Origin of the sequence: Actinomadura terrae (assembly GCF_022751215.1) — a bacterium.
GTDB classification, from domain to species: Bacteria; Actinomycetota; Actinomycetes; order Streptosporangiales; family Streptosporangiaceae; genus Spirillospora; species Spirillospora terrae.
The window spans coordinates 881,287-899,897 of sequence record NZ_JAICDG010000001.1 but is presented as its reverse complement, the minus strand read 5'-3'; the positions used below and the strand labels follow the sequence as shown (position 1 = coordinate 899,897).

The following is an 18,611-nucleotide window of genomic DNA, read 5'->3' as shown; positions in this document are numbered from 1 at the left end:
GGGCCCCGCTCCGGATGCGGAGCGGGGCCCGTGAACGACCCGAACGGGGATCAGGCGAGGCCGGACTTCTTCAGCCAGTCCTTGGCGACCTTCTCCTGGTCCTCCTTGTCGATCGCGACGCGCTTCATCATGTCCAGGAGGTCCTGGGTGGTGAGCTTGGCCGAGACGCCGTTGAGCGCGGCCCTGGCCTCGGCGTTCACGGCGGCCTTGTTCACCAGCGGCGTCACGTTCTGCGCGGTGAAGACGTGCTGGGGGTCCTCCAGGACGACCAGCTTCTTCTGCGGGATCGTGGGGTCGGTGGTGAACAGGTCGGCGGCCTGGACCTTGTCCTCGGTGAGCAGCTTGACCAGCGTGGCCTGAGCGCCCGCGTCGAACGGCTGGAACTTCTTGAACTCCAGGCCGTACTTGGCCTTCAGGCCGACGAGGCCCTGCTGGCGGGTCTTGAACTCCGACGGCCCCGCGATCACCAGCTGCTTCGCGACCGGCTTGAGGTCGGTGATGCTCTTCAGCTTGTACTTCGCGGCGGTCTGCGGGTTGACGGTGACCGAGTCCTTGTCCTCCGCCTTCGCCGAGTCGAGCATCTCCACGCTCGCCGGCAGCTTGGCCTTCAGCGCCGCGTTGACCTCCTCGGTGGTGGTCGCGGTGCTGGACTTGTCGACCGAGGTGGACAGCAGCGCGCCGTTGTACTCGGGCATCACGCTGATGCCGCCCTTGACGACCTGGTCGTAGTAGATCTCGCGGGCGCCGATGTTGAGCTTGCGCTCGACCTTGAGGCCCTTGGCCTCCAGCGCCTGCGCGTAGATCTCGCCGATGAGGCCGCTCTCGGGGAAGTTGGCGCCGCCGACCGTGATCGTGCCCTTCTTCCCGCCCCCGGAAAGCGGGTTCTTGTCGTCGCCGTCGTCCCCGCCACCGCAGGCCGACAGCGCGAGGGCGGCCGCCAGGCCGACGGCGGCGGCGCGGATCATATTCTTCATAGTCGGTTTCCTTCTCCTCTGACCGTTCAGGACGAACGGGCGGTGCCGAGCAGGCCCGGCGAGACGACGAGGCGGCGCAGCGCCGCGAAGACCAGCTGCACGATCACCGCGAGCGCCACGACCAGCACGGTCCCGCCGACGACGAGCTGGTAGTCGTTGCGGGCCAGGCCGTCGATGATGTAGCGGCCGAGCCCGCCGAAGCCGGGGTAGGCGGCGATCGTCGCGGTCGCCACGACCTGGATCGCGGACGTGCGGAGCCCGAGCAGGATCAGCGGCAGCGCCATCGGCACCTCGGCCCGCCACAGCACGCCCCACTCCGACATGCCCATGCCGCGCGCCGCGTCCTTGGCCTCGGGATCGACGCCGCGCAGGCCCTCGAAGGTGTTCACGAGGATCGGCGGGACGGCGAGCGCGACCAGCGCGATCAGCACCGGCGTGATGCTGTACTCGATCACGACGATGAACAGCACCAGGCCGAACGTCGGGATCGCGCGGGCGATGTTGGCGACGCTGACCGCGAGGAAGCCGCCCCGCCCGGTGTGCCCGACCAGCAGCCCGAGCGCCAGCCCGATCAGCGCCGCGAACAGCAGCGACACGCCGCTGTAGTAGAGGTGCTGGACGAGCCGGTGCGGGATGCCGTCTTCACCGTGCCACTGCTCGGACGCGGTCAGCCACGACCACGACAGGTCGATCTGGTTCCACAGGTCGTTCACGACGCCCTCCCGCGCGCCCGGGCCCACGGGGTGAGCAGTCGCTGGACGATCACCAGGATCGCGTCGGTGACCAGGGCCAGCATGACGATCAGCACCGAGGCGGCGATGATCTGGGTCTGGAACTGGAGCTGGTAGCCGCGGATGATGTCGTAGCCGAGCCCGCCCTGCCCGACGAGCTGGCCGACCGCGACGAGGCTGATCGAGGACACCGCCGCGACCCGCACCCCCGCGATCACGATGGGCACCGCGATCGGCAGCTCGACCCGCAGCAGGCGGCGGAGCGTCCCGAAGCCCATCGCGGTCGCCGCCTGCCGGACCGGCTCGGACACCGAGGCGAGGCCGTCCACCACGTTCGGGACGAGCACCGACAGGCTGTAGAGGGTCAGCGGGATCATGACCGTCGCCGGCTCCAGCCCCGTGTACTGGATGAAGACCATGAACAGCGCGAGCGACGGGATCGCGTAGAAGATGTTCGAGGCCGTCAGCACCGGCGGGTAGAGCCAGCCCCAGCGGCGGCACAGCACGCCGAGCGGCAGCGAGATCAGCAGCCCGAACAGCACCGGCAGCAGCGCCAGGCGCAGGTGGATGAGGGCGTGGTCGGTGAGCGTGTCGGTGTGGTCGCCGATCCAGCCCCAGTCGATGTCCATCAGTCGGAGGCACCGTCCTGGGCGGCGGAGGCGGAGCCCTCGCCGGGCGGCGTGTCGACGGGGAGCCCCTTGCCGGGGCGGTGGTGGTGCTCGCCATGGGTGGGGACGGCGAGCAGCTCCGCGCCGCCGGTCACGCCGACGACGGCGCCGCCGCCGTCCACGCCGACCGCGAGCCCGGCCGGGGACAGCACGGCCGCGTCCAGCGCGCCGCGCACCGAGTCGGCGCCGACCTGGAACGTCCCGCCGACCGGCGCCAGCGCCGCGTCCGCGAGCGGGCCGGTGACCTCCTTGCCCCGGACCCAGCCGAGCGGGTGCCGGGCCTCGTCGACCACCAGCACCCAGTCGAGCCCGGCGGTGTCGGCGGGCGCGGCGGTCACCGGGCGGACGAGGTCGTCGCGCAGGCTCAGCTCGGCCGTGTCGGCGAAGGACAGGCTGCGGATGCCGCGGTTCTGGCCGACGAAGCCCGCCACGAAGTCGTCGGCGGGGTGGGCCAGCAGGTCCTCGGGGGCGGCGACCTGGACCAGCTCGCCGCCGGTGCGGAAAACCGCGATCCGGTCGCCGAGCTTGATCGCCTCGTCGATGTCGTGGGTGACGAACACGATGGTCTTGTGCAGCTCGTCCTGGAGGCGGAGGAACTCGTCCTGCAACTCGGCCCGGACGACGGGGTCGACGGCGCTGAACGGCTCGTCCATCAGCATGATCGGCGGGTCGGCGGCCAGCGCGCGGGCGACGCCGACGCGCTGCTGCTGGCCGCCCGAGAGCTGGAACGGGTAGCGCTTGGCCATCCCGGCGTCGAGCCCGACGCGCTCCATCAGCTCGCGGGCCGTGTCGCGGGCCTTCTTCTTGTTCCAGCGCAGCAGGTAGGGGACGGTGGCGATGTTGTCCTCGATCGTGCGGTGCGGGAACAGCCCGGCGTGCTGGATGACGTAGCCGATGCCGCGCCGCAGCTCGGCGGGCCTGCGGTCGCGGACGTCCTGCCCGTCGATGAGCACCCGCCCGCCGGTCGGCTCCACCATCCGGTTGATCGTGCGCAGCGCCGTCGTCTTGCCCCCGCCGGACGTGCCGACGAACACCGTGATCTGCCCGGTGGGGCACTCCAGGCTCACATCGTCCAGCGCGACGGTGCCGTCGGGGTAGCGCTTGGTCACGCCCTCAAAGGTGATCAAACGGTTCACGTCCTCGTCGGGCGCCGCAACGCCGGTCATCGATTTCGGCCTTCTACCCAACCGTAGCCAATGGGTACCGTCGACCCGGTGACCCGGCATGTCCGGAACCACGCTTGTTAAGCGTAACTACCGGAAATCAGGGGAAAGTAGCGTAGCACCAGAGAACACAGCCGAATCGTTATCAACACCCCCGCCCCCACGCCTCCCCGCCAGGCGTGGAACGTCACACAAAAAGGTGACGATCGCCATACCGGGACTTCAATCGGCACTGCCGGTCGAGGCCCGGACTCGCAGGGTCGGTTCGCGGACGACGCGGCGTTTGCGGGGCTTGCCGTCGATGACGTCGACGACCAGCCGGACGGCGGCGTGCACGATGCCCTCGATGTCCCAGTCGACGCTCGTGAGCGGCGGTGTCAGCAGCGCCGACATCGGGTGGTCGTCGTAGCCGCAGACCGCGACGTCGCCCGGGACGTCCAGACCCAGCTCGCGCGTCGCCGCGTACACGCCGTAGGCGATCGAGTCGGCGAAGCAGAAGACCGCCGAGGGGCGGTTCGGGCCGCCGAGCACCCGGACGGCGACCTCGGTGGACTCGGCGAGCGACTGCGGGACGACCACGACGTCCACGCGCAGGCCGAGCCGTTCGGCCTCGGCGTTGACGTGCACGTCGGCGGGGCGGTCGGGGGTGCTGGCGCGGGTCGGGGTGAACACCGTGAGCCGCTGGTGGCCGAGGTCGCGCAGGTGCTCCAGCGCGAGCGTGACGCCGCGCCGGTTGTCGAACACGACCTCCCCCTGCGCCTGCCCGCCGCGCAGCGCGTCGCCGATCGACACCACCGGGATCGTGTCGGCCAGTTCCGGCCAGAGCGCGGCGGCCGGGTCGAGCGGCTGGACGATCAGCCCGTCGACCCGCTGGTCGCGCAGCCGCCGGGCGAGGGCCAGCTCGCGCTCGGGGTCGCCGCCCGCGTCCACGATCAGGGCGTAGCGGTCGCGGGCGAGCAGCGCCCGGCCGATGCCCACCGCGAGCGACTGCTGCCAGTAGTCCTCCAGCGAGCCGCACAGCAGGCCGACCTGGCCCGTCCGGCCGCTGGCCAAGGCCCGGGCGATCGGGTGCGCCTCGTAGCCGAGCGCCTCCGCCGCCGCGCGGACCCGCTCCTGCGTCTCCTCCGAGGTCTGGATACCGCGCAGCGCATAGGACACGGCCGCAGGCGACAACCCCGTCGCCTGCGCGACTTCGCGGATGGTCGCGCGCTTGCGCCTGTCTGGCACGCCTCTAACCCTAGAGGCACGCACCGACAGAAGGCGGGACCCCACCAGTCGAGCGTCCCACTGAATCGGTTCACTGAAACGGTTAACTGATACGGTTCACCTCGCCCGTTGCGCGGAGAATTGCGTTGCAGCCCGCAATTCCCGCGAGTGACGAAACACACGTCGGCGCCCATATCAGCGCCCTATCGATGTGCACAACACGCCCCGACGTCCGCCACTGCCCGAGGCGCCCCGGCACTGGGACACGCGCCCTTACCTGAAGGGCTGAAAACTCCATCCGACAGGAGAGCCGCCCACCCGGCACAGGAAGCACGTCCGCTGACCGACACCTAGGGCCGTGTACCAAAGTGGCCTCAGCCGTCACGCGGGCGCGTAGCTGAGCGGCGGGGCCGAAGCCGGAGGCGAGGCCCCACCGCGAAGATCGCGAAGCGATCCGCGCCCGCAAAGGCACGGTCACTGCCCGAGCCGCCAGGCGAGGGTAGTGGGCCGGGACTTAAATAAACACAGAGGCGGACCCGCCGGAGGCGAGCGGTCGACCGATGCCCGCTCACATCGGTCGACCACCCTCACCACGTTCAGCGCACCCTCGCGCGAAAACGTCACACGTCAGGTGTCGATCCAGGTGCGCGCCCACTCGCGCAGCTCGGCGAACGCCTCGACGGGGTCGGCGCGGTAGGCGTCCCAGGGGTGTTCGGTGACGCGGTCGCCGATCACCTCGAACTGCTTGGCGGCCGAGCGGACCTCGCCCGCCATCACGAACGCGAACGCGAACGCGTTGTGGATCGCGGGCCAGCCCGGCCGCGCCTCGTAGGCGGAGCTGCGGACCGAGTCCCCGGCGGCGGCGACCAGGTCGGCCCGGACGGAGTCGCTCGACATGTAGGAGCCGCGCCGCGCCGTCGGCAGCGACCGCCACCGTCCGATGTGGGCCTCGGCGACGAGGACGCCCAGCGGGCTCCCCACCGGCGCCGCGGCCACGGCCTCGTGCGCGAACGCGAGCGCGTCGTCGTGGGCGTCCTCCGCCTGGAGGAAGGCGAGCATCCGCGTGTGGGCGTGCAGGTGCCCGGGGTGGACGTCGACCGCCTCGTCGAACCGCCGCCGCGCCTCCGCGCGGTCCAGCCTCCCCGCGGTGGCGGCGGCGACCAGCAGGGCCCGGGCGGAGGCGTCCTTCTCGTCCCGGCCGACGACCTCGGCCAGGCACTCCTCGGCCAGCGCGGCGGCGTCGCGGGTGAGCGCGTGCGCGGCGCGGATCGTCAGCGGCAGCGTCGCCTTGGGCTGCGCCCGGCACCACTCGGTGATCCAGTCCTGGACGCCGGGGGCGCCCGCGCAGATCCCGATGTAGAACGACCGGTCGTCGGGGTCGTCGACGCCGGTGAAGAAGCCCCGGACCGCCCTCCAGTCGTGGCGGCGCATGGACTCGCGCAACCGCTGCGCCCCGGGGTCGTCCATACAGGGATCGACCGCCGACGGCGTGACCAACTCCGACCCGTGCCGGCTGAACGACCGCATCTGTCCCATCCTCGCCCCGAGAGCCCGGGACGGCATAGCCCGGGTCACCAGGAACAACGGCGATGATCCGGAAAGTGTTACCGGATTTGCCCCGGCTACCCTCCCCAGCGTCCCGATCCGGCCACGGCCGTGCCGCGAGGCCGGGGCCCGGATCTCGGTGCCGGATCTCAGTGCCGGACGAGTTCCGCGTCGGCCGGACGGGCCGCCGGCACGGGGGCCTCGCCCAGGCCGCCCGGGGCGCCGGGTGGCGCGGCCTCCGCCGCCGGGCGCATCGGCGCGAGCGAGGCGCGCAGCTGGGCCCGCAGCCAGGTCGCGCCGGGCCGCTCGATCAGCCGGTGCAGCGCGTACGCCAGCACCAGCGACGCCGCGAGCACGGCCGCGAGCGCCGCCCACCGGTTCAGGCCGGGGTAGGCCGCGTCCAGCAGCGGCAGCGCGAGCTGCGAGTGGACGAGGTACAGCGGGTAGGTGAGCGCCCCGAACAGGGTCAGGCCGCTCCAGCGGATCCAGTTCAGCTTCCCGGTGGCGACGAGGATCATCACCACGAAGATCGCGGTCACGACCACGCCGACGACCGTGTCATCGGCGTCCTTGAAGGCGGTCCCGGCGCGCCAGGTGCCCCAGTGCAGCGCGAGCAGCCAGGACACCGCCACGTAGCCCCACAGCAGCAGCGTCGGCCCGAACCGGTGGATCATGAAGAGCGCCATGCCCGCGATGAAGTAGGGGCTCCACGTCGGCACCAGCATGATCTGGAGCAGGTCGTTGCCCGCCTCGTCGGCGAAGACCCCGCCGAACATCCACGCCGCCATGAAGATCAGGCACGAGCGGTAGGTGATGCCGACGGCCGCGAGGATCGCGGCGAGGACGTAGAAGTGCATCTCGACCCAGAGCGTCCAGTACACGGCGTCCACGTTCCGGACGCCGAGCCCGCCCTGCAACATCGTCATGTTCGGGACGACCAGCCCGGGCACGCCGTTGCCCTCCCGGAACACCGCGTAGACGACGGCGCCGAGCAGCACGCTCGCCCAGTACGCGGGCATCAGCCTGACCAGCCGCGAGATCCCGAACTCGCCGGGGCCGCGCCCCCACGCGCTCATCAGGATCACGAACCCGCTGACGACGAAGAACAGGTCGACGCCGAGGTAGCCGTACTTGGTGACCCCCGCCAGCTCGGGGAAGACCTCCCGCGCGGGTCGCGGCCAGGCGCCGTCACCGCCGAAGCCGGTGAAGTGGTAGAGCACCACCGCCATGGCCGCCAGGAAGCGGAGCAGATCGAGTTCGCGCAGCCGCGCACGCCGGGTCACCGCGGCACCCTCTCGGTGCCCGGTTGCGAGCGGCGAGCCTGCACGTGAGGACGCGGTTAACGGCGGGTGTAGGAAACGATGCGGTCTCGATCGGCGGATGGCACGGCGAGTCGGCGCGGACCTGCCCGAAGACGGCGCCGGGCTCAGTAAGATGCGGTGCGATTCCCCGGAAATTTGGTGGTCCTCCATGACATCTCGCCGCGCCCGCCGCGGCGCGGCGATCCTCGCGCTGTGCCTCGGCCTGCCGTCGGTGGCGGGCTGCGGGGGCTCGGCGCACCGCTCCGCCGCGGCGGCGGAGCCGTCGACGCGGCCGGCACCGCCCGTGGTGATGTTCCTCGGCGACAGCTACACGGTCGGCGAGCGGGGGGCGCTGCCCGAGACCACGTACGCTCCGGCGACCGCGCGGCTGCTGGGCTGGCAGGTCATCGTCGGCGGCCGCGCGGGCACCGGCTTCGTCGCGCACAGCGCGGTCGGCGACGCCTACCTCAACCTGTTCGAGGGCCAGCTCGGTTGGCGGCCCGCGCCGGACCTGCTCATCGTGTCCGGGGGGCACAACGACTGGCGCTTCCCGCCCGCGCAGGTCGCGGCGGCGGCGCACGCGGTACTGGAGCGTGCCCGCCGGCGCTGGCCGGGCACCCGGATCGTGCTGATGGGCCCGCTGTGGGGCAGCGCGCCGCCGCCGCAGAAGGCGGTCGCCATCCGGGACGCGCTGAAGCCCGTCGCCGCGCGGCTCGGCATCCCGTTCGTCGACCCGATCGCCGAGCAGTGGATCACCGGGAACCGGCGGAACGGCACCGGGAACGCCACGCTCTACATCCGCAAGGACGGCACGCACCCGAACCCGGCGGGCCACCGCTACGTGGCGGCCCGCCTGGCCGACGACATCAAGCGCCTGGGCCTCGCCCACCCGGTCCGCGGTCAGGGCTGAACCGCTTCTCCCGGGAGGCTTCCCGGGGTCAGTCGAGCGTGGGGCGGGCCAGGACGAGGCAGAAGTCGTCCGCCGCGTCCGTCCAGAAGGCGGCGGTCTCCAGGCCGGCCGCGCCGAGCTCGGCCTCCATGCGCTCGCGGCGGAACTTCGAGGAGATCTCGGTGCGGGTCTCCTCCCCCGCCGCGAACGGCACCGTGAGGTCGAGGCCGGAGACGCGGACGTCCTGGTCGCGGGTCGAGCGCAGCCGCATCTCGATCCACTCCTCGGCCTCGTCCCAGCGCGCGACGTGCTCGAACGCCGCCGGGTCGAAGTCGGCGCCGAGCTCGCGGTTGATGACGCGCAGGACGTTGCGGTTGAACTCGGCGGTCACGCCCGCCGCGTCGTCGTAGGCGCGGACGAGGCGTCCGGTGTCCTTGACGAGGTCGGCGCCGAGCAGCAGGAAGTCGCCCTCGCCCATGGTGGCGCGCAGGCCGCCGAGGAAGCCGACGCGGGTCGCGGGCGGCATGTTGCCGATCGTCCCGCCGAGGAAGGCGATCAGCCGCCGCTCGCCGGTGGGCAGCAGGTGCAGGTGCTGCTCGTAGTCGGCGACGACGGCGTGGACGGTGAGGTCGGGGTGGTCGGCGGCGATCCCGGCGGCGGCCTCCTCCAGGAAGTCCCCGCTCACGTCCACCGGGACGTAGGACCGGAGCGTGCCGCTCAGCGCGTCCAGCAGCAGGCGGGTCTTCTCGCCGGAGCCCGCGCCGAGTTCGAGCAGCGTGCGGGCGCCGGTGGCGGCGGCGATGTCGGGCGCGCGGGCGGTGAGGATCTCCCGTTCGCGCCGGGTCGGGTAGTACTCCTCCAGTTTCGTGATCTCCTCGAAGAGCGCGCTGCCGCGCTCGTCGTAGAACCACTTGGACGGGAGCGTCTTGGGGGTTCCGGTGAGCCCCTCCCTGACGTCCTGGCGGAGCGTCTTGGCGAGGTCGTCGGCGGTCAGGAACCGGTCCACGTGGTTCTCCTTTGGCGGGGCCCCGGCCCGGCGCTTGGGTCCGGGCCGGGATCGGCACGGCTAGGGCCTGTCGGATACGGCAGGTCGGAACGGCAGGGTCGGAAACAGAAGGTCGGCGACAGAAGGTCAGAGCGGGTCGACGCGCACGCCGGAGGTGAGCCCGGCGGTGACGAGCGAGCGGTCGGGGACGGCGCGCCAGCCGGGATCGCCGTCCAGCGGCTCGGAGGCGAGCCGGATCTCCTCCTCCCCCTCCCGGACGAACAGCGAGTCGCCCCAGGTCGTGGCGGCGAGGGTCGTGCCGTCCGAGGCCAGCAGGTTGTAGCGGCCGTGGGCGAGCGCGGTGACGGCCTCGACGGCGGCGGCGAGGCCCTCGCCGAGCGCGGCGCCCTCCCGCCACAGCCGCGCCGCCAGCGCGAACAGCGGCGCGGAGTCGATCGGCGCGCGGGCGTCGGGGATGTCCGCGATCTCCCCCGCCAGCTCGCGGAGCTTGCCCTCCACCCCCGCGTAGCCCTCGATCCTGCCGTTGTGGCTGAACAGCCGGCGCCCGGCGCGGAGCGGCTGGGCGCACGACTCGTCCACGGGGAACCCGGCGGTGGCCGACCGGATCGCCGCGACCGCGCACGACGTGCGGACGGCACCGGCGATCTCACGGAACGAGGCGTCCGTCCAGATCGGCTGCGCGCGCCGGAACCGGACGGGCTCGGTGTTCCCCGCGGTGTCCCCCGGGCCGTACCAGCCGATGCCGTACCCGTCGGCGTTGAGCAGGTTGCCCTGCGTCATGCGCGGCGCGTACGCCTGGTGCTCCAGCGAGTGCTCGCCGTCGTAGACGAGCGAGTGCAGGGTCCGGGCCGGCCCCAGGTAACCGAGGTGGCGGCACATCTAGGCGACCTCCCCCGCCGAGCGCGCGCAGCGGAATCCGCAGAAGATCTGCCGCCTGATCGGGTAGTCCCAGTTGCGGAAGGACCCGCGGATGGCGAGCGGGTGCGTCGCCCACGAGCCGCCCCGCAGCACCTTGTACTCGGGCCCGAAGAACACCTCCGAGTACTCCTTGTAGGGGAAGGAGCGGAAGCCGGGGTAGCCGTGGAAGTCCGAGGACGTCCACTCCCACACGTCGCCGATCAGCCTCCGCACCCCGTAGGCGGACGCGCCGGACGCGTAGTCGCCCGTCCGCGACGGCCGCAGCGACCGCTGCCCGAGGTTCGCGCGGCCCTCCTCGTAGACCTCGCCCCACGGGTAGCGGCGCGAGTGCTGGACGGCGGGGTCCCAGCGGGCGGCCTTCTCCCACTCGGCCTCGGTCGGCAGGCGCTTGCCCGCCCACCGCGCGTAGGCGTCCGCCTCGTACCAGCACACGTGCTGCACGGCCTCGTCCGGCGGCACCGGCTCCGTCCGCCCGAACCGGCGCCGCACCCACCGGCCGCCCTCGCGTGCCCAGAAGGCGGGGGCGCGTTTCCCGGACGATTCGCGCCACTCCCACCCGGCCGGTGTCCACCAGCGCGGGTCGTCGTAGCCGCCCGCCTCGATGAACGCCGTGTAGGCGGCGTTGGTGACGGGCTCGACGTCGATGTAGAACGCGGGGACGTCCACCAGGTGCACCGGACGCTCGTTGTCGTAGGCCCACGGGTCGTCCGAGGTGCCCATCTGGAACGGGCCCGCCTCGATGAGCACCTCGTCCGCGCCGGGGGGCCGGCTCGGGACGGGCTCGGGCGGCGGGTCGAGCAGGGCGGGCGCGCCCTTGCGGAGCTGGTGGGTGGCCAGCATCGTCTCGTCGTGCATGTGCTCGTGCTGGACGACCATCCCGTACACGAACCCGCCGGACGTGAGCGGGTTCGCGGGGTCGAACCGGACGGACGACAGCGAGTCGAGCACCTTGGCGCGGACGGTGGCGATGTAGGACCGCGCCTCGTCCGGCGGCAGCAGCGGCAGGGACGGGCGCTCCGCGCGCGGATGCTCGAACGCGTCGTACAGCCCGTCGATCTCCGGGCGCATCGGCTCGATCCCGGCGGCCGCGCGCAGCAGCCACAGCTCCTCGTAGTTGCCGATGTGGGCGAGGTCCCACACGAACGGCGACATCAGCGGGGAGACCTGCGTGGTCAGGTCGGCTTCGGCGAGCGCGTCGGTCGTCAGCCCGAAGCTGCGGTCCCGGGCGGCGCCGAGCTCGCCCGCGATCAGCTCCTTCAACGCCTCCTCGTCGTACTCGGCGGTCGAGCCCGGCGGGCTCATCGGTGCCATGTCTGATCCTCCAGAGACGGTGACAGGGGCGGGGTCTGAGACGGGGACTGAGAGGGGGTCGGGGTCGGGGCCTGGAGCGGCGCGGCGGGCTCGTCGTCGGCCGGGCTGCGTCCGCGCTCGACGTACCGGTCGGCGTACTCCGCCACCAGCGGGACGAGCCCGGACCCGCCGAGCCGGGGCAGCGCGTCCAGCGCCGCGCGGAAGCAGGCCCGCGCGGCATCGGCGAGCGCGGCGTCGGCGAGGGCGCAGCGCGCGGCCTGCTCCCACCGGTCCGCGACCGGTTCGGTCGCGGCCTCGGCGGCACGCGAGGCGGCCGGGTCGTCCAGCAGCGCGGCGGCGACGGCGACCGGCACCGGCCAGTACCGTTCGGGCAGCGCGTCGATCATCCGCAGCTCCAGCCAGCCGCGCGGCCGGACGGGCGGGAACAGCGTGGACAGGTGGTACTCCAGGTCCTCGGCGCACGGCTCGCCCTTGGCCAGCCACTCCCCGAACGACATGCCGGGCGCCGACACCCACTCGTCCTTCTCGGTGTGGACGAGCATCACCCGCGCGTCGAGCGCGTACCGCGTCCACGCCTCGGCGGGGTCGTCGTCCGCGCCGTCCCGCAGGACGGGCAGGGTGCGGCCCGGATCGAGCCGCGTCCAGATGTCCTGCCGGGACGAGCGGAACCCGGTGCGGCGGCCCGCGTGCCGCGGCGAGTTCGCGAACGCGGCGACCAGCACCGGGCCGAGCGCGTGCGCGAGCCGCCAGCGCCGGGCCGCGTCGGCGGGGTCGGCGCCGATGTCCAGGCACACCTGGACGGACGCGGTCGAGCACATCATCGCGAGGCCCACGTCCGCGAACCCGCCGGCGTAGAAGTAGTCGCGCATGCACTGGTAGCGCGGATGGTCGGCCTGGAAGCGCGGGCGCCTGACCGGGTCGACGCCGTGCCCGGCGAGCGTGAGGCCCGCCGGCTCCAGCGCGTCCCGGATGTGCGCGATGTCGCCGGTGAGCGCCGCGTGCAGCGGGGCGAGCCCGGGGAAGGGCGCCGAACTGAGCTCCAACTGGCCGCCGGGCTCGTAGGTCACCCTGCTCCCGCCGCCCGGCGCGCCCGCCGCCGAGACCAGCTCGCGCACCCGGTCGGCGGGGACGTGCGCGGCCGGATCGGCGGCGTCGACGACGAACCACTCGGTCTCGGCGCCGACCGTCCCGGGCGGGCCGGTCTTGAAACAGACCCCGCGAATGTACTGGTAGACGTCGTCCACGGTCAGCCGGGTCACCCGGTCCCCCTCGAAATTCGATAACGGGTTCGAATCCTTCCCTGCTGAACCGCATCAGGAATCAGGTGATTTTCGGGAACTTCCTTAAATCTCCACGAACGTCACTCTCCGGCAACCAGCCGGATACCTTCCGTGCCTTCCGGTGGGTCGTTCGCGTCCCGTTCCGTCCCTGGTTTCTCACCCGTTGGCGGGAGCCGCTAGAGTCCCGATACCCGCCGGTTTGTCCGTGTTGCAGCGTCACCCTCGCGACGGCCGGCACCGGCAGAGCCCCACCGGGAGGTCACATGCGCGGGGACCCGGGTTCCCTCTACGACGCGCACGCCGCCCGCCTCTACGCGTACTGCTGGTCGCTGGTCGGCGACGAGCAGGCGGCGGCAGCGGTCCGCGACACCTTCGTCGCGGCGGTGCACCAGCCGCCGCGCGGCGACACCGTCCTCTGGCTGTACTCGCTGGCGCGCACCACGTGCGCCGGGGTATCCGCCGGACGGGGCGCTCCCGTGTTCAGCTCCCCCGACCCGCTGCTGCGCGCCGCCGCCGGGCTGCGCTCGGACCACCGCGAGGTGCTGCTGCTCTGGGCGGGCGACTGGCTCGAACCGCACGACATCGCGCGCGTGCTCGGCATCGCGCCCGACACGCTCGCGCAGCTGCTGAACGCGGCGCGCACGCGGTTGGAGCGCGCGGTCCTCGACACGCTCATGCGCGGGACGGCGTACCTCGACCTCATCACCGCGTTCGAGAAGGGCAAGCTGCCGCAGCTGCTCGCGGGCCGCGCGCCCGACCGGGCGCCGGCGTGGCTGCGCGACCAGGTCCTCGCCGCGTGCGAGGACGAGGCCGTCCGCACGCTGCCCACCGTCGCCGCGCCCACCCCGCTCGTCGTCATCGGGCCGCGCCGGACGGAGCAGCCTCGGCAGCGCCGGGGCGTCTCCAAGGGCGCGGGCGCCGCCGCGGGCCTCGCGGCTTCGGCGGCGGCCGTCATCGGGCTCCTGACGTCGTGGCCGTCGGCGAAGGGCGGCGACGCGGCGTCGCTGGTGCCGACCTCCAGCAGCGGGCACACCGAGCCCGCGTCCGCCGGGGCCGGCGGCGCTCCGGGTCACTCGCCGGGCGTCACGGGCGCCGAGCGCGGCACGCACGCCCCGGTCACGACCGCCTACGGCGACCCGCCGCGTCCCGTCGGCCCGAACCCCGGCGGCGGCGCCCCCGCGGGCACGCCCGCGGGGCCCGGTACGCCCACTCGTTCGACGCCCGCTCCGAGGGCCTCGGAGGACCCGTCCACGTCGACGCCGTCGAAGCCGGGCACGCCTCCGGCCAAGCCGCCGAAGCCGCCGACCACTCCCCCGGGCGGCGGGTCCTCGGACCCCTCGACCCCGCCGGGCGGCGGCACGGACCCGACCACCCCGCCGCAGACCCCGACCGACCCGCCCGGCGAGGACCCGGGCACGCCCGGCCCGAGCCCCACGTCCAACCCGACGCCGAGCCCCGGCCAGAGCTGAGCCCGGCGGGCTACCGGGTCGGCGTGAAGTACCGGGCGGGCGACACCCCGAACGCGCGGCGGAAGACCGCGACGAACGCGCTCGGCGTCTCGTAGCCGACGCGTCCGGCGACCGTCGCCACCGGGAGGCCCTCGGCGAGCAGCCGCAGCGCCGCGCGCAGCCGCGCCTGCGTCCGCCACCGGCCGAAGCTCATGCCGGTCTCGGCGAGGAAGAGGCGCGCCAGCGTGCGGCCGCTGGCCCCGGCGACGCGTCCCCAGGCGTCGAGCGTCCTGCCGTCGGACGGGTCGTCCAGCAGCGCCTCGGCGACGCCTCTCGCCCGCCCGTCGGAAGGCAGCGGCAGCAACAGGGGTCCGGCATCCACCGGCTCGACGAGGTCGCAGAGCACGGCCTCGGCGCGGCCCCGCGCGTCCCCGGTCGGGCCTGGCCCGGCGAGGTGCACGATCAGCTCGCGCAGCAGCGGCGGGACGCTCACGACCGTGGGCGCGCTCCAGCGCACCGGGCAGGCGTCCGGCCGCAGGTAGGGGCTGCGCATGACCGACGCCCGGTGCGCGGCCGTCGCGTGCGGCACGCCCGCCGGAATCCACAGCGCGCGGACGGGCGGGAGCACCCACAGACCCTCGCCGGTCTCGACGGTCAGCACGCCCTCGGCCGCCCACGCGAGCTGGTGCCAGGGATGCACGTGCGTGCCGAACCGCCACCGCGACGGCATCGCGAAGCTCTCGACCAGCAGCGATCCGTCCGGCGTCCACGGGACGGGCTCCCAGACGGGTGCCCCGGCCCGCTGTCCGGATCGCGACATCATCCGTCCTGCCACCTCGTTCCCGCCACCACGACCCCGACCCTAGCGTCGTCCCATGCCGATGAATCGCTTCCATCAGTGGTGCTGCCGATCCGCCTCCTGGGCGCGGAAGGTGGAGCGCGACCTGCTGCCCTGGGCCCTCGACGGCGTCGACCTCGGGCCGGACGTGCTGGAGATCGGCCCGGGGTACGGGGCGACGACGCGGGTGCTGCGGCGGCGCGCCCCCGGCCTGACCGCGCTGGAGATCGACCCGGTCCTCGCAGGACGGCTGCGCAGGCTCGCCGGGCCCTCGGCCACGATCGTCGACGGCGACGGGACGGCGATGCCGTTCGAGGAGGCCGCGTTCAGCGCGGCGGTCTGCTTCACGATGCTGCACCACGTCCCGTCCCCGCGGGAGCAGGACCGGCTGTTCGCCGAGGCGTGCCGGGTGCTGCGGCCCGGCGGCGTGTTCGCGGGGAGCGACGGCCTGGACGGCCGTGCCTTCCGCCTCATCCACCTCTTCGACACCTGCGTCGTCGTCGACCCGGACACGCTGCCCCGCCGTCTGGAGGCGGCCGGGTTCACCGGCGTGACGATCGAGCGCGGCGAGGGCTCGTTCCGCTTCTCCGCCCGCAAACCCTGAGGTCCCCAGACGACGGACCCCGGGTCCGCCCCTTCCGGAGCGGGCCCGGGGCCCGTGAGTCGTGCGGGGCTCAGGCGACGGCGGCACCCTCGACGGGGGACGCGCCGCGCCGGACGAGCAGCGCCGCGAGGATCGCGACCAGCGCGACGGACCCGGCCACGGTCAGCGACGTCTGGAAGCCGTCCATGAACGCGAGGTGGCTTCCGTCGGTGATGGCCTTGGCCGTCCCGCCCGGGGTCCCCGGCGGGACGGGCGCGACGCCCTGCGAGACGAGGCCCTCCTGCCCGGAGAGCTGCTGCGCGGCGGCGCCGGGCACGCCCGCGCCGGTCAGCCGTTCGACCAGCACGTCCCCGACCTTGGTGGACATCAGCACGCCGAGCACCGACGTGCCGAGCACGCCGCCGACCTGCGACGCGGTCTGCTGGAGCCCGCCCGCGACGCCCGCGAGGTGCGCGGGCGCGTTGCCGACGATCGCCTCGGTGCCCGCGACGATCACCATCCCGAACGCCAGGCCGACGAGCACGAACCACGGCCAGAGCTGGATGTAGGGGGCGTCCACCCCGATCCGCGAGAGGCCGAACATCGCGGCCGCGGTGAACGCCATGCCGAGCGCGAGCGGCAGCCGCGGCCCGAACCGGTTGGTCAGCACACCCGCCACCGGCGAGGCGACGATGAAGATGCCGGTCATCGGCAGCATCCGGACGCCCGCGTCCACCGGGCTCATCCCGTGCACCTGCTGGAGGTACAGGGTGATGAAGAAGATCGTCCCGAACATCCCGAAGAAGCCGAGGATGATCAGCCCGGTCGCGGCCGACAGCGACACCGACTTGAACAGCCCGAGCGGCAGCAGTGGCTTCTCGACGCGCAGCTCGTTCCACACGAACGCGGCGAACAGCACCACCGCCGCGGCGAAGGACACCAGCGGGACGGTGTCGCCGAACCCGTGCTCACCGGCCTTGATCAGGCCCCAGACCAGACCGAACAGCGCGCCGGTCAGCAACGCCACGCCGGTCAGGTCGAACGAGCCCGCGGACTCCTCGTCCTTGGACTCGCGGATCACCCAGAGCCCCATCGCCAGCGCGATCACGCCGAGCGGCGCGTTGAGGAAGAACACCGACTCCCAGTTGACGTTCTCGACCAGCAGCCCGGCGACGATCGGGCCGCCGGCGATCGAGATGCCGACCGTGGAGCCCCAGACGCCGATGGCCGCGTTGAGCTTGTCGGCGGGGAAGGTGTTGCGCAGGATGGCGAGGCTGGCGGGTTGCAGGAGCGCCCCCGCGAACCCCTGCACGACCCGCCAGAAGATCACCATGCCGAGGCCGCCGGACAACCCGATCAGCAGCGAGGAGACGGCGAAGCCGACCACCCCGGCGAGGAAGGTGCGCTTGCGCCCGAACCGGTCGGCGATCTTCCCGGCGGGAATCAACGTCACGGCGAGGGCGAGCAGGTAGGCGTTGGTCACCCACTGGAGGCCCGACAGGCTGGCCCCGAGGTCCTTGGCGATCGCGGGGTTGGCGATGGACACGACGGTCGCGTCCAGCCCGACCATCATCACGCCGAGCGCCACGGCGACGAGCGTGAGCCAGGGATGCCCGTGCCCGGCCCTCGCCCGGCGTCCGGGCGGCGCTGCGGATCGGGGGGCGCCCGGGTGGAGCACCTCGGCGCCCTGTGACTGAGTCATCTTCGGCCTCCATGCGAATATTTACTGGTCATGCGTGGTTTCAGTGATGTTGCGTTAGCCGTGCGACGCAGGCCGCACCCGCGGGCGATGCTGTTCGGGCGATGCGGGCCCGCCCTGGCGGCACCTCGTGCGAGTACTGCGAAGTAAAGTGTCACAGGCCGACACTTGTCGTCAAATGCCCGACGTCGTGGAGCGACATGATTCATGTCACGACAACCGTCAGCTACTGCCGCTTGGCGGAACGTTCGCCGCTGGTTACACTTCGCCCATGACCGCGACCGCCCCCGAGACCCGTCGCGAGGGTCCGGAACCCCAGCCCCCGGGCAGGCGCGAACGCAAGAAGCAGCGCACCCGGGAGGCGCTCGTCAACGCCGCGTTCACGCTCTTCGCCGAGAAGGGTTTCGACGCGACCACCGTCGAGGAGATCGCCGACGCGGTCGACGTCTCGTCCCGGACGTTCTTCCGCTACTTCGCCTCCAAGGAGGACGTCGCCCTCACGTTCCAGGAGGAGCAGACCCGCGCCGTCATGGCGATGCTGGCCGGCCGTCCGGCGGACGAGCCGATCATGACCGCGTTGCGCAACACGGTGGTGGAGGTCGCCCGCGCCTGCGAGCGCGGCGAGCTGGGCTTCGACCCCGAGCGCTTCAACTGCCTGCTGACGATGATGGCCGAGAGCCCCACGCTGATGGCGGGCAGCCTGGAGCACGCGCAGAAGAAGCAGCTGCTGCTGACCCAGATCATCAGCGAGCGGATGCAGGCCGACCCCGAGACCGACCTGCGCCCCCACGTGATCGCCGCCGCCGCCACCTGCGGCTTCCAGGCCTCCGCCGACGTCGCACGCCGGCACCCCGGCGCGTTCGGCTCGCTGTCGGAGATCGTCGACCAGGCGTTCGGGATACTGGAGGGCGACCTCAGCCGCACCCCGGAACCGTCCGCCTGCCTCGGCGACGGTGTTGACTAAGTCCCGGCCCACGCCCCTCGCCTGGCGGCTCGGGACGGGACCGTGCCTTCGCGGGTGCGGAATCGCTTCGCGATCTTCCCGGTGGGG

At 72.9% G+C, this 18,611-nt stretch carries 17 protein-coding genes; 4 read left to right on the top strand and 13 right to left on the bottom strand.

The window, feature by feature from the left end:
- Nucleotides 1–50: 50 nt before the first annotated feature.
- The 7 genes from K2F47_RS03960 to K2F47_RS03930 form a co-directional block, all read right to left on the bottom strand.
- Nucleotides 51–974, bottom strand: coding sequence for an ABC transporter substrate-binding protein (locus K2F47_RS03960; protein ID WP_242901282.1), 924 nt, complete (start codon nucleotides 972–974; stop codon nucleotides 51–53).
- A 26-nt stretch (nucleotides 975–1,000) separates the two neighbouring features.
- The gene (locus tag K2F47_RS03955) at nucleotides 1,001–1,687 is read right to left on the bottom strand and encodes an ABC transporter permease (protein WP_242901281.1); all 687 of its coding nucleotides are present in this window, start codon (nucleotides 1,685–1,687) and stop codon (nucleotides 1,001–1,003) included.
- The gene (locus K2F47_RS03950; RefSeq protein ID WP_242901280.1) at nucleotides 1,684–2,334 is read right to left on the bottom strand and encodes an ABC transporter permease; all 651 of its coding nucleotides are present in this window, start codon (nucleotides 2,332–2,334) and stop codon (nucleotides 1,684–1,686) included. The genes K2F47_RS03955 and K2F47_RS03950 overlap by 4 nt, the downstream gene beginning before the upstream one ends.
- A complete protein-coding gene (locus tag K2F47_RS03945) occupies nucleotides 2,334–3,500 on the bottom strand; it encodes an ABC transporter ATP-binding protein (protein WP_242902557.1) in 1,167 nt (388 codons plus the stop codon). The genes K2F47_RS03950 and K2F47_RS03945 overlap by 1 nt, the downstream gene beginning before the upstream one ends.
- Nucleotides 3,501–3,758: 258 nt before the next feature.
- Nucleotides 3,759–4,763, bottom strand: a complete 1,005-nt coding sequence (locus K2F47_RS03940) for a LacI family DNA-binding transcriptional regulator (protein ID WP_242901279.1) — start codon at nucleotides 4,761–4,763, stop codon at nucleotides 3,759–3,761.
- Nucleotides 4,764–5,369: 606 nt separating this feature from the next.
- Nucleotides 5,370–6,269, bottom strand: a complete 900-nt coding sequence (locus K2F47_RS03935; RefSeq protein ID WP_242901278.1) for a hypothetical protein — start codon at nucleotides 6,267–6,269, stop codon at nucleotides 5,370–5,372.
- A gap of 167 nt (nucleotides 6,270–6,436) precedes the next feature.
- Nucleotides 6,437–7,570 carry an acyltransferase family protein gene (locus K2F47_RS03930; protein ID WP_242901277.1) on the bottom strand — a complete coding sequence of 378 codons (1,134 nt, stop codon included), beginning with the start codon at nucleotides 7,568–7,570 and terminating at the stop codon, nucleotides 6,437–6,439.
- Between the two features lie 187 nt (nucleotides 7,571–7,757).
- Between K2F47_RS03930 and K2F47_RS03925 the strand changes: the two genes are divergently transcribed.
- Nucleotides 7,758–8,498 carry an SGNH/GDSL hydrolase family protein gene (locus K2F47_RS03925; protein ID WP_242901276.1) on the top strand — a complete coding sequence of 247 codons (741 nt, stop codon included), beginning with the start codon at nucleotides 7,758–7,760 and terminating at the stop codon, nucleotides 8,496–8,498.
- A gap of 28 nt (nucleotides 8,499–8,526) precedes the next feature.
- Here K2F47_RS03925 and egtD read toward each other — a convergent pair whose 3' ends face one another.
- The 4 genes from egtD to egtA all read right to left on the bottom strand — a co-directional run bounded on the left by egtD (nucleotide 8,527) and on the right by egtA (nucleotide 12,971).
- Nucleotides 8,527–9,483 carry an L-histidine N(alpha)-methyltransferase gene (gene egtD, locus K2F47_RS03920; protein ID WP_242901275.1) on the bottom strand — a complete coding sequence of 319 codons (957 nt, stop codon included), beginning with the start codon at nucleotides 9,481–9,483 and terminating at the stop codon, nucleotides 8,527–8,529.
- 126 nt (nucleotides 9,484–9,609) lie between these two features.
- Nucleotides 9,610–10,362, bottom strand: a complete 753-nt coding sequence (gene egtC / locus K2F47_RS03915) for an ergothioneine biosynthesis protein EgtC (RefSeq protein WP_242901274.1) — start codon at nucleotides 10,360–10,362, stop codon at nucleotides 9,610–9,612.
- The gene (gene egtB / locus K2F47_RS03910) at nucleotides 10,363–11,712 is read right to left on the bottom strand and encodes an ergothioneine biosynthesis protein EgtB (RefSeq protein WP_242901273.1); all 1,350 of its coding nucleotides are present in this window, start codon (nucleotides 11,710–11,712) and stop codon (nucleotides 10,363–10,365) included.
- The gene (gene egtA / locus K2F47_RS03905; RefSeq protein WP_242901272.1) at nucleotides 11,700–12,971 is read right to left on the bottom strand and encodes an ergothioneine biosynthesis glutamate--cysteine ligase EgtA; all 1,272 of its coding nucleotides are present in this window, start codon (nucleotides 12,969–12,971) and stop codon (nucleotides 11,700–11,702) included. Before egtA ends, egtB begins: the two co-directional genes overlap by 13 nt.
- 284 nt (nucleotides 12,972–13,255) lie before the next feature.
- Between egtA and K2F47_RS03900 the strand changes: the two genes are divergently transcribed.
- The gene (locus K2F47_RS03900) at nucleotides 13,256–14,461 is read left to right on the top strand and encodes an RNA polymerase sigma factor (protein ID WP_242901271.1); all 1,206 of its coding nucleotides are present in this window, start codon (nucleotides 13,256–13,258) and stop codon (nucleotides 14,459–14,461) included.
- A 10-nt stretch (nucleotides 14,462–14,471) separates the two neighbouring features.
- Here the strand turns inward: K2F47_RS03900 and K2F47_RS03895 are convergent, their stop codons facing one another.
- Nucleotides 14,472–15,263 (bottom strand): AraC family transcriptional regulator, encoded by a 792-nt coding sequence (locus K2F47_RS03895; RefSeq protein WP_242901270.1) that lies wholly within the window; start codon nucleotides 15,261–15,263, stop codon nucleotides 14,472–14,474.
- Nucleotides 15,264–15,315: 52 nt separating this feature from the next.
- On the opposite strand from K2F47_RS03895, the gene K2F47_RS03890 reads away from it, so the two are divergent.
- Nucleotides 15,316–15,882 carry a class I SAM-dependent methyltransferase gene (locus tag K2F47_RS03890; protein ID WP_242901269.1) on the top strand — a complete coding sequence of 189 codons (567 nt, stop codon included), beginning with the start codon at nucleotides 15,316–15,318 and terminating at the stop codon, nucleotides 15,880–15,882.
- Nucleotides 15,883–15,952: 70 nt separating this feature from the next.
- Here K2F47_RS03890 and K2F47_RS03885 read toward each other — a convergent pair whose 3' ends face one another.
- A complete protein-coding gene (locus K2F47_RS03885; protein WP_242901268.1) occupies nucleotides 15,953–17,563 on the bottom strand; it encodes an MFS transporter in 1,611 nt (536 codons plus the stop codon).
- Nucleotides 17,564–17,831: 268 nt separating this feature from the next.
- Here K2F47_RS03885 and K2F47_RS03880 point away from each other — a divergent pair, with 268 nt between their 5' ends.
- A complete protein-coding gene (locus K2F47_RS03880) occupies nucleotides 17,832–18,524 on the top strand; it encodes a TetR family transcriptional regulator (RefSeq protein ID WP_242901267.1) in 693 nt (230 codons plus the stop codon).
- Nucleotides 18,525–18,611 lie beyond the last annotated feature (87 nt).